This is a genomic window from Kribbella qitaiheensis (assembly GCF_042657745.1).
GTDB classification, from domain to species: domain Bacteria; phylum Actinomycetota; class Actinomycetes; order Propionibacteriales; family Kribbellaceae; genus Kribbella; species Kribbella qitaiheensis.
In genome coordinates this window covers 157,490-164,271 of record NZ_JBHSKE010000057.1, presented here as the reverse complement: position 1 = coordinate 164,271, position 6,782 = coordinate 157,490, and the positions used below count along the sequence as shown (strand labels likewise).

The following is a 6,782-nucleotide window of genomic DNA, read 5'->3' as shown; positions in this document are numbered from 1 at the left end:
TGATGCCCCCTACGACGCGGTCGGGCAGCACGACTCGGGCAGCCACCGACGCACGGCCACCACGCGGCCGAGCCGCCGCACGCACCTTCGCCCTCAGCTCGCTTCGATCGCCCTACGCCATACCTCCTCAAACTCCTCGGCGCTCAGGGGCAGGACTTCGAACTCACGTTGGCTGGCGATCTTGTCCTCTGGCGGCACAGGTACCCAGGCGAGGCTTGTACTCAGGTCACTGATTCGGTCCCGCAGCGCATTGGCAAGGGGAACCCCCGATGTTCCGGCAAATACTCGTTAGGCACGCGCCGGCTTGGTCGGTGTCCGGCTCGGTGACCGGGCCTGGCGAACGCAGGCCAGACGAGCTGTCCGACGAGCACTCGCGGCCGGTCCGCTGCTCAACTTCTCGCGGACTTCCCGTCCGCCTGCCGGACGGGTTACACGATTCGTTGATACCGCGGAGATCTGGCCGACCTAGCCCGGCGGGTCGCACTAATTCGCGGCGTCCTCTTCCCCACGTCCGTAGGCAAGCACTGCGTGCTCCCGATGGGCGTTACAGAATTCGGATCAGGCGCGGCTCAGTTGAGGCTGGGCGGGCTGACGTCGATCCAGACCAGTCGGTGGTCCGAGCTCGGGAATGGGAACACGCCGGTCAGCCTGGACAGCGGGTCGGCAAGCAACGGCCAGAAGACCGCGCCGTCGGTGACCCGCAGTTGACGGGACGGGAGGACGTAGTCCGCCCGCAAGTTGCCGGGTGTGCTGTCGGCGAAGTCCGCGGTGTCGAAGGCGGGGTTGCCCAGGTGGGTCAGGTTCGCGCCGCCCTGGAGCGTGGCCGCCTCCACGGCGCCCTGGCTGGCTGGCGTGAAGGCCGCATTGATTCTGGGGTTGTCGAGCAGGAGTTGGGCCGAGCCGGGCAGGCTGTCCCCATCCACCGGATCGGAGTTCTGGTCCCCGGCGACGACGAACTCCGCCCCCGGGGTGAGGCCGCCGCGGCGGCCCTGATCGTCATAGATGTAGTTTCCGTGCCCGGGCCTGACATAGTCGGCCCACAGCCGGATCTCGTCGAAGTTGCGCCGCCCGTTGCGGTCCTCGGGTCCATCGAACACCGGTGGCGTCGGATGGCTGACCAGGAAGTGCACTGCGTGGTTGCCGATCCGGATCGGGACGTCCCAGTGGCTCTTGGACGACAGCGGGAAGACGTCAAGCTCCGCCGAGGAGTACCAGTCTGCCGGTGCCGCGGTGGCCGTGTCGTCGGGCAGCAGCGCGCCCGGCATGTCCCTCCACAAGAAGTGCTGGAAGGTGCGGATCCGCTCGTAGTCGATGGGGTAACGCGAGTAGACAGCCATGCCGAACTGTCCTGGGAAGACTCCGAACCCCAGCGCGTCGTCGCCGTACCCGGGTGCGCCGGGCACGGTCACGATCCGGCCGTCGTTGTTGAGGTCGAAGCCGGATGCGATGCCGGTGTTGCTCGATGCGACGAACCGGTAGCCGTACTCGATCGGGTCCGCGCCGTTGTGTCCAATCGATAGGTAGTTCTGTTGGAACAGCCGCGCTGCGACGCCGCCTTCGACGAAATCGAACTCATTGATGAGCAGGACGTCGGGCCGGGTTCGCTGGACGATCTCGGCAATGGTTTGCGCCTGGGCGTTCGCTGGCGTGGACAGGTCGGCCACCAGTTGGCCGGCCGCGCCGCGGTTCAACGAGGCATTGAACGTCGCGAACCGCACCGTAGCGCGCGCGTCCGCATCGCCGCGCGTCGCAGCGGCCGGTTGTGCCACAGCCAGCATTGACAAGCCGAAGGCGAGGACGGCGGCCAGCCGCCGACGACCCGAAACCTGAGTGTGCCAAGCCATCGCTGTCTCCTTGCGGAATCGACTGGTCCCGATGCTGGCACGACCGGTCGGGCTTGGGAACATCGAGCGGTGAACCACGGCCTGAACCGCGCGGTGCAGCGGCCCGTACTGCGGCCGGAGGCCCCCGGCGCTTGCGATCACCTTCGGGGACCGGATGCCGAGGGCCGAGAACCTCTCAGATGACAACCGCCGCTTACATCGTTGTCCGACAGACCACATCTGCCCAGCGGGCGGCCGCCCGGCCGGCCCGCGGATCAGTGCGTTCGCACCAGATCCACGGGTCGACATCGACTGGCATTGGGACCCAGCTTCAGAACTAGCCGGGTGGGACGTGCAGTGCGAGCAGTTGCCCGCCCTGCACGAGTTCCCCGCTGATGGCGTAGTGGGCCCGCACGTCGCACGCACATGCCGATGTCAGGGCGTGCCACGACGGACGGCATGATGAGGACATGAGTCCTGACTCAGCCGACGGCGACGTGAACCTCTCCCTCACGCAGGACGAAGCCCCGGTCCTGTTTGAGTGGCTGGCCACCTTCAACAAGACGGAGTATCAGTTCGTCGACCAAGCGGAGCGGCGAGTCCTGTGGGACCTGGAAGCCAGGCTGGAGTCGACGCTGACGGCTCCCTTCAGGGACGACTACCTGAATGTGGTTGCTGCCGCCCGTGGGCGCCTGAGGGACTCGTCAGACTGACGTGTCGCAGCCAGCCTGCGATCCACAGGCTCGTGCAGCTGATCGGTTGTCGCAATTCTCGCTCATGCCGATGAGCGGTAACCAAGATCAGATCGGTGGCATGGGTCCGAGCACGGCGAGCGCAGCGACGACGGCGGCCTCGTCAGGCGCGAGGAACACGACGCAGGCGGGGTAGCCCGTAGCGCCTTCCACGCCCGCGAGGGGTAAGGACGTATGAGGCGTCTCCTCCAGACGTTGAACGGCCTCCCGGAACCCCAGAGTCGGCAACCCGATGTCTTCAACATGGCCGGCACGACGTCGGTATATCGTCAAAGGGTTCGAGGTCGCCACCGGATCCATGTCCGCCCAGTCGGTATGAACGCTTGCTTCCGGCTCGTCCAAGGCCGCCAGGCATGTCGCCACGGCCTGTCCGTGCGCGTCGGTCAGCGCTCGCCTGAGGTCATCTGGAGTCATGACGGCATCATCGCCCAACGCACTCGAATGCCGCGGAAATCGACCTCGCTGGTGCCCATTGCAGGAGACTATGGCCCCGCGAGACCATCCGGACATGCCGCGGAGCGAGCGCTCACTGGACGCGGGATAGCAAGAACTCCCGCATCGATTGCGTGGGCTCGTAGAAGCCCCAGCCGGCATTCGAGAACTCCCCAGCTGCGAAGAAGGCAGCGGGCTCAACTCCCGAGAGCCTGTAGACGCTCATGGTGTGCCGCTGGGCGGGGTAGATCGGGTGGGCAACCACTACGCTCCCCACCGGCACAGGCTCCCACTCCACCTTCCACGGGTTGATGCCGGCAATATCAACTGGGCCGCCCTCGATCACGATCGCTCGGAACTCCCAACCCTTTGAGATATCCACGCCGTCAGTGTGTCCCATTGTTGCCCGGCCACGTGTGACCTGCCCGGATCTGCCGCTGTCCGGTGCACTCGCAACGAGTGGACTGCGACCTGAGCTAGCGTGTCGGCGTGCTCCTCACAAGCGACAACATCGAAGAGGAGTTCCTCAGGACCTTTCCGCAGGCAGCCGCCGCTGTTGAGGCCGACGACGGCGCAGATCCCGCGGGGCGCGTCGACTGGGTGTTCCGCCACGATGTGATGCCCCACGCCATTGGCGACCCGGCTGCCCTGCGCGATGTCTTCGCCTGGATTGAGCGATTGCTGCAGTCCACGGACACCATGATCGAGTACTGGACTGCAGTACGCCTGCTTGGTCGGACGTTGGACTCGCAGGAGTGGGTGCCTCTCGTTGAAGAACACGCAGGGCCACTGCTCGCGACAGCCATGAGCAGATAAACCTACGCCTCAGCCGCACGCTCATGCCGCCATCGGTGCCGTGCGAGATGCCGATGGACGGGCGCCGGCCGTCATCTCTCGGGACAGAACGAAAGGGCATAACGAACCCGATCACCCACAAGCATCCGATCTGCGAGCGCGAGGATGTCGGCGCGCTCGTCACGCGCGAGCGGCAGCCCATCCTCGGAGAGGACATCGGCAACCTGATCAAGTGCTAGGCCGAGTTCGTTCGCGTCAATGAACCCAGTGATCAAGGCGACGTGCTTGCCTGGGAGCCGGTCATCCAGTCGGATGGGGAGGCCGCGCAGAACCCCAGCGATCTCTTCGTCGTGGGCGCGATCCACGCGAGACATCGTCTCAGACCAAACGCACTCATCTGCCGCTGTCCGCGCGGTCATGCTTGTGCGCGCGAGTCCTGCCTCCGGAACTACCGCAGCCGCGAGGGGTTGATCGACGCGGTCAGGGCGGCCGTGTACGCCTCATAGCCGGCGGCGTTGGGGTGGAAGGCGCCTGGGTCGAACGGGCCGAGGACCCACGCATCAGGCGCGTTCACCCCGTGCCCCAGGAACCGCTTGGTGACGTCCACGAACTGGAAGCCGTGCTCGGCCGCTGCCTCGGCGATAACTCCGTTGAGGAGGTCGGCCCCGTTGTTGAGGGCCTCCTGCTCGGGGGCCGACGCGGCGAGGAAGGCGCCGTACTCGGGTGTGAAGAGCCGCGGGTAGCCGGTAACGACCACGTGTGCTTCGGGGGCGCGCTCCGACACCTGCGAATAGACCGAGTCGAGGAGACCCGGCAGGACGGTCGTGACCCTGCCGCTCGTCGCGGCGAGCCCGCCGGCGCACTGCGCGTCGGTGCCGCCCAGGCAGGCGACGACGGCCGTCGACCAGCCGATGTCGTTGCCGCCGATGCTGATCGTCACCAGGTCGGTGTCGTCGTCGAGGGCGTTCAGCTGCCCGCCCGCCACCAGGGACGCGGTCGTGGCGCCCGCGCAGGCGACAAAGTCATCGAGGTCGATCTTCATCCGGCCGTCGAGCTGCAAGGCGTAGGCAGACTGGGAGCGGCCGCACGCCTCGTAGGGCGGGACGCCGTATCCGGAGGCGTAGGAGTCACCGAGCGCGTCGTACTCGACGGGCTGCCGCGGCGCGGCCGAGGCGGTGGTGACTCCGAGGACGAGGGGGGCGACAAGGGCCAGAGCAGCGACGGCGCATCGCGCTGTCCGCGAATGATTGTTCATGGCGTGAACGTAGCCCCACTGGCTACCGCCAGCCGGACAGCCACGCGCAACGCGAAAGTCCGGATCTGCCGCTGTCCGCGCTCGTGAGACGCACACTATCGCCGCAGATCACGTGGTCGTCCGGGTGGCGGTCAATCCTCTCCGCGCTCCCGTTGAGCCGCAACTCGCGCCTCTGCGCGCCTCGCTGCTACCACCCCTCAGGGTCGGCGTCGTACGCCTGGCACCGATCACGCCAAGCGTCGAGTTCCTCCCCGATCTCTTCCAGGCTGCGTACGTAGGAACCCGGCGGCCCATGACCGATCAAGTTTCCGTCGGGCGAACGGGGTGTCATGTCGAATCCATGGAGGTATTGCAAGGCTTGCATCACCAAGAGGTCGAGCTTTTCCTCGTACGTGTCGAACATGAGAGGTTCCGCCCACGCGCTGACAGACTCCCGCGTGACATCGCCCCGCGCGACTGCCTGCCAGAGCGCTTCCACTTCTGCTCGGCTGGGAGGAGTCGGCATGGTCACCCGACGATTATCTGCTCATGCTCCTACGTCCGCTCGAAGACGCACGGATCTGCCGCGATCCACGCGCGTGGTTGGCCTTGAGGCTTCTTCGGGTCAGACGTTGAAGCGGAACTCGACTACATCGCCGTCGGCCATGATGTAGTCCTTGCCTTCCATGCGGACTTTGCCGGCGGCTTTGGCGGCGGCCATGGAGCCGGCTTCGACGAGGTCGTCGTAGGAGACGATCTCGGCCTTGATGAAGCCGCGCTGGAAGTCGGTGTGGATGACGCCCGCGGCCTCGGGAGCGGTAGCGCCCTTGCGGATGGTCCAGGCGCGGGATTCCTTGGGACCGGCGGTCAGGTACGTCTGCAGGCCCAGGGTCTCGAAGCCGACCCGGGCCAGTACGTCCAGACCGGGCTCGTCCACACCCATCTCGGCGAGCATCTCGCGGGCCTCGTCCTCGTCGCCGAGCTCGACCAGCTCGGCCTCGAACTTGGCGTCCAGGAAGATCGCCTCGGCCGGCGCGACCAGGTCGCGCATCTGCTGCTTGAGCGCCTCGTCGGCGAGCTCGTCCGCGTCGCAGTTGAAGACGAACAGGTACGGCTTGGCCGTCATCAGCATCAGTTCACGGATCGCGTCCCGGTCGACCGGGGTCGCGATGATCGGCGTACCGGCCTCGAGGTGCTTCTGCGCCTCCCGCACGGCCTCCAGCACGACGGCGCTCTCCTTCTTCAGGCGCGCCTCCTTCTCCAGCCGCGGGATCGCCTTCTCGACGGTCTGCAGGTCGGCCAGGATCAGCTCGGTCTGGATCGTGGAGATGTCGTCCGCCGGCGAGACCTTGCCATCGACGTGGGTGACGTCGTCGTCGCGGAACACCCGGGTGACCTGGCAGATCGCGTCGGACTCGCGGATGTGGCTGAGGAACTTGTTGCCCAGACCCTCACCCACGGACGCGCCGCGCACGATGCCGGCGATGTCGACGAACTGCACGGTCGCGGGCAGTTGCTTGGCCGAGGAGAAGATCTCGGCGAGCTTGCCCAGCCGCGCGTCCGGCACGCCGACCACTCCGACGTTGGGCTCGATCGTCGCGAACGGGTAGTTCGCCGCGAGCACGTTGTTCTTGGTCAGCGCGTTGAAGAGCGTGGACTTGCCCGCATTGGGGAGCCCGACGATTCCGATGGTGAGTGCCACGGGGGTCAAGGGTACGCGGCCGAACCCGCCCGACCCCAATCCGA

The 6,782-nt window shown here is 66.6% G+C and carries 10 protein-coding genes; 2 read left to right on the top strand and 8 right to left on the bottom strand.

From position 1 onward, the window contains the following. Positions 1 to 93 precede the first annotated feature (93 nt). The gene (locus ACFPJ1_RS34180) at positions 94 to 225 is read right to left on the bottom strand and encodes a DUF6881 domain-containing protein (protein ID WP_380110422.1); all 132 of its coding nucleotides are present in this window, start codon (positions 223 to 225) and stop codon (positions 94 to 96) included. Between the two features lie 344 nt (positions 226 to 569). Beyond that, the gene (locus tag ACFPJ1_RS34175; protein ID WP_380110418.1) at positions 570 to 1,844 is read right to left on the bottom strand and encodes an endonuclease/exonuclease/phosphatase family protein; all 1,275 of its coding nucleotides are present in this window, start codon (positions 1,842 to 1,844) and stop codon (positions 570 to 572) included. A 449-nt stretch (positions 1,845 to 2,293) separates the two neighbouring features. Here ACFPJ1_RS34175 and ACFPJ1_RS34170 point away from each other — a divergent pair, with 449 nt between their 5' ends. After that, complete coding sequence (locus ACFPJ1_RS34170) at positions 2,294 to 2,536, top strand: hypothetical protein (RefSeq protein WP_380110417.1); 243 nt, start codon at positions 2,294 to 2,296, stop codon at positions 2,534 to 2,536. 87 nt (positions 2,537 to 2,623) lie between these two features. Here the strand turns inward: ACFPJ1_RS34170 and ACFPJ1_RS34165 are convergent, their stop codons facing one another. Together ACFPJ1_RS34165 and ACFPJ1_RS34160 are read right to left on the bottom strand one after the other, a co-directional pair. Continuing rightward, positions 2,624 to 2,989 (bottom strand): hypothetical protein, encoded by a 366-nt coding sequence (locus tag ACFPJ1_RS34165; RefSeq protein ID WP_380110416.1) that lies wholly within the window; start codon positions 2,987 to 2,989, stop codon positions 2,624 to 2,626. 112 nt (positions 2,990 to 3,101) lie between these two features. Then, entirely contained in the window at positions 3,102 to 3,389 is a 288-nt protein-coding gene (locus ACFPJ1_RS34160; protein ID WP_380110415.1) for a hypothetical protein, read from the bottom strand. Between the two features lie 107 nt (positions 3,390 to 3,496). Here ACFPJ1_RS34160 and ACFPJ1_RS34155 point away from each other — a divergent pair, with 107 nt between their 5' ends. Beyond that, entirely contained in the window at positions 3,497 to 3,823 is a 327-nt protein-coding gene (locus ACFPJ1_RS34155; RefSeq protein ID WP_380110414.1) for a hypothetical protein, read from the top strand. A gap of 71 nt (positions 3,824 to 3,894) precedes the next feature. Here the strand turns inward: ACFPJ1_RS34155 and ACFPJ1_RS34150 are convergent, their stop codons facing one another. From ACFPJ1_RS34150 to ychF, 4 genes are all read right to left on the bottom strand, one after another. Further along, on the bottom strand, positions 3,895 to 4,167 hold the full coding sequence (locus ACFPJ1_RS34150; RefSeq protein WP_380110413.1) for a MafI family immunity protein: 273 nt from the start codon (positions 4,165 to 4,167) through the stop codon (positions 3,895 to 3,897). An 83-nt stretch (positions 4,168 to 4,250) separates the two neighbouring features. Then, positions 4,251 to 5,057 (bottom strand): SGNH/GDSL hydrolase family protein, encoded by an 807-nt coding sequence (locus tag ACFPJ1_RS34145; RefSeq protein WP_380110412.1) that lies wholly within the window; start codon positions 5,055 to 5,057, stop codon positions 4,251 to 4,253. Between the two features lie 187 nt (positions 5,058 to 5,244). Next, positions 5,245 to 5,568, bottom strand: a complete 324-nt coding sequence (locus tag ACFPJ1_RS34140; RefSeq protein WP_380110411.1) for a hypothetical protein — start codon at positions 5,566 to 5,568, stop codon at positions 5,245 to 5,247. Positions 5,569 to 5,661: 93 nt separating this feature from the next. Then, the gene (gene ychF / locus ACFPJ1_RS34135) at positions 5,662 to 6,738 is read right to left on the bottom strand and encodes a redox-regulated ATPase YchF (protein ID WP_380110409.1); all 1,077 of its coding nucleotides are present in this window, start codon (positions 6,736 to 6,738) and stop codon (positions 5,662 to 5,664) included. Between the last annotated feature and the right edge of the window lie 44 nt (positions 6,739 to 6,782).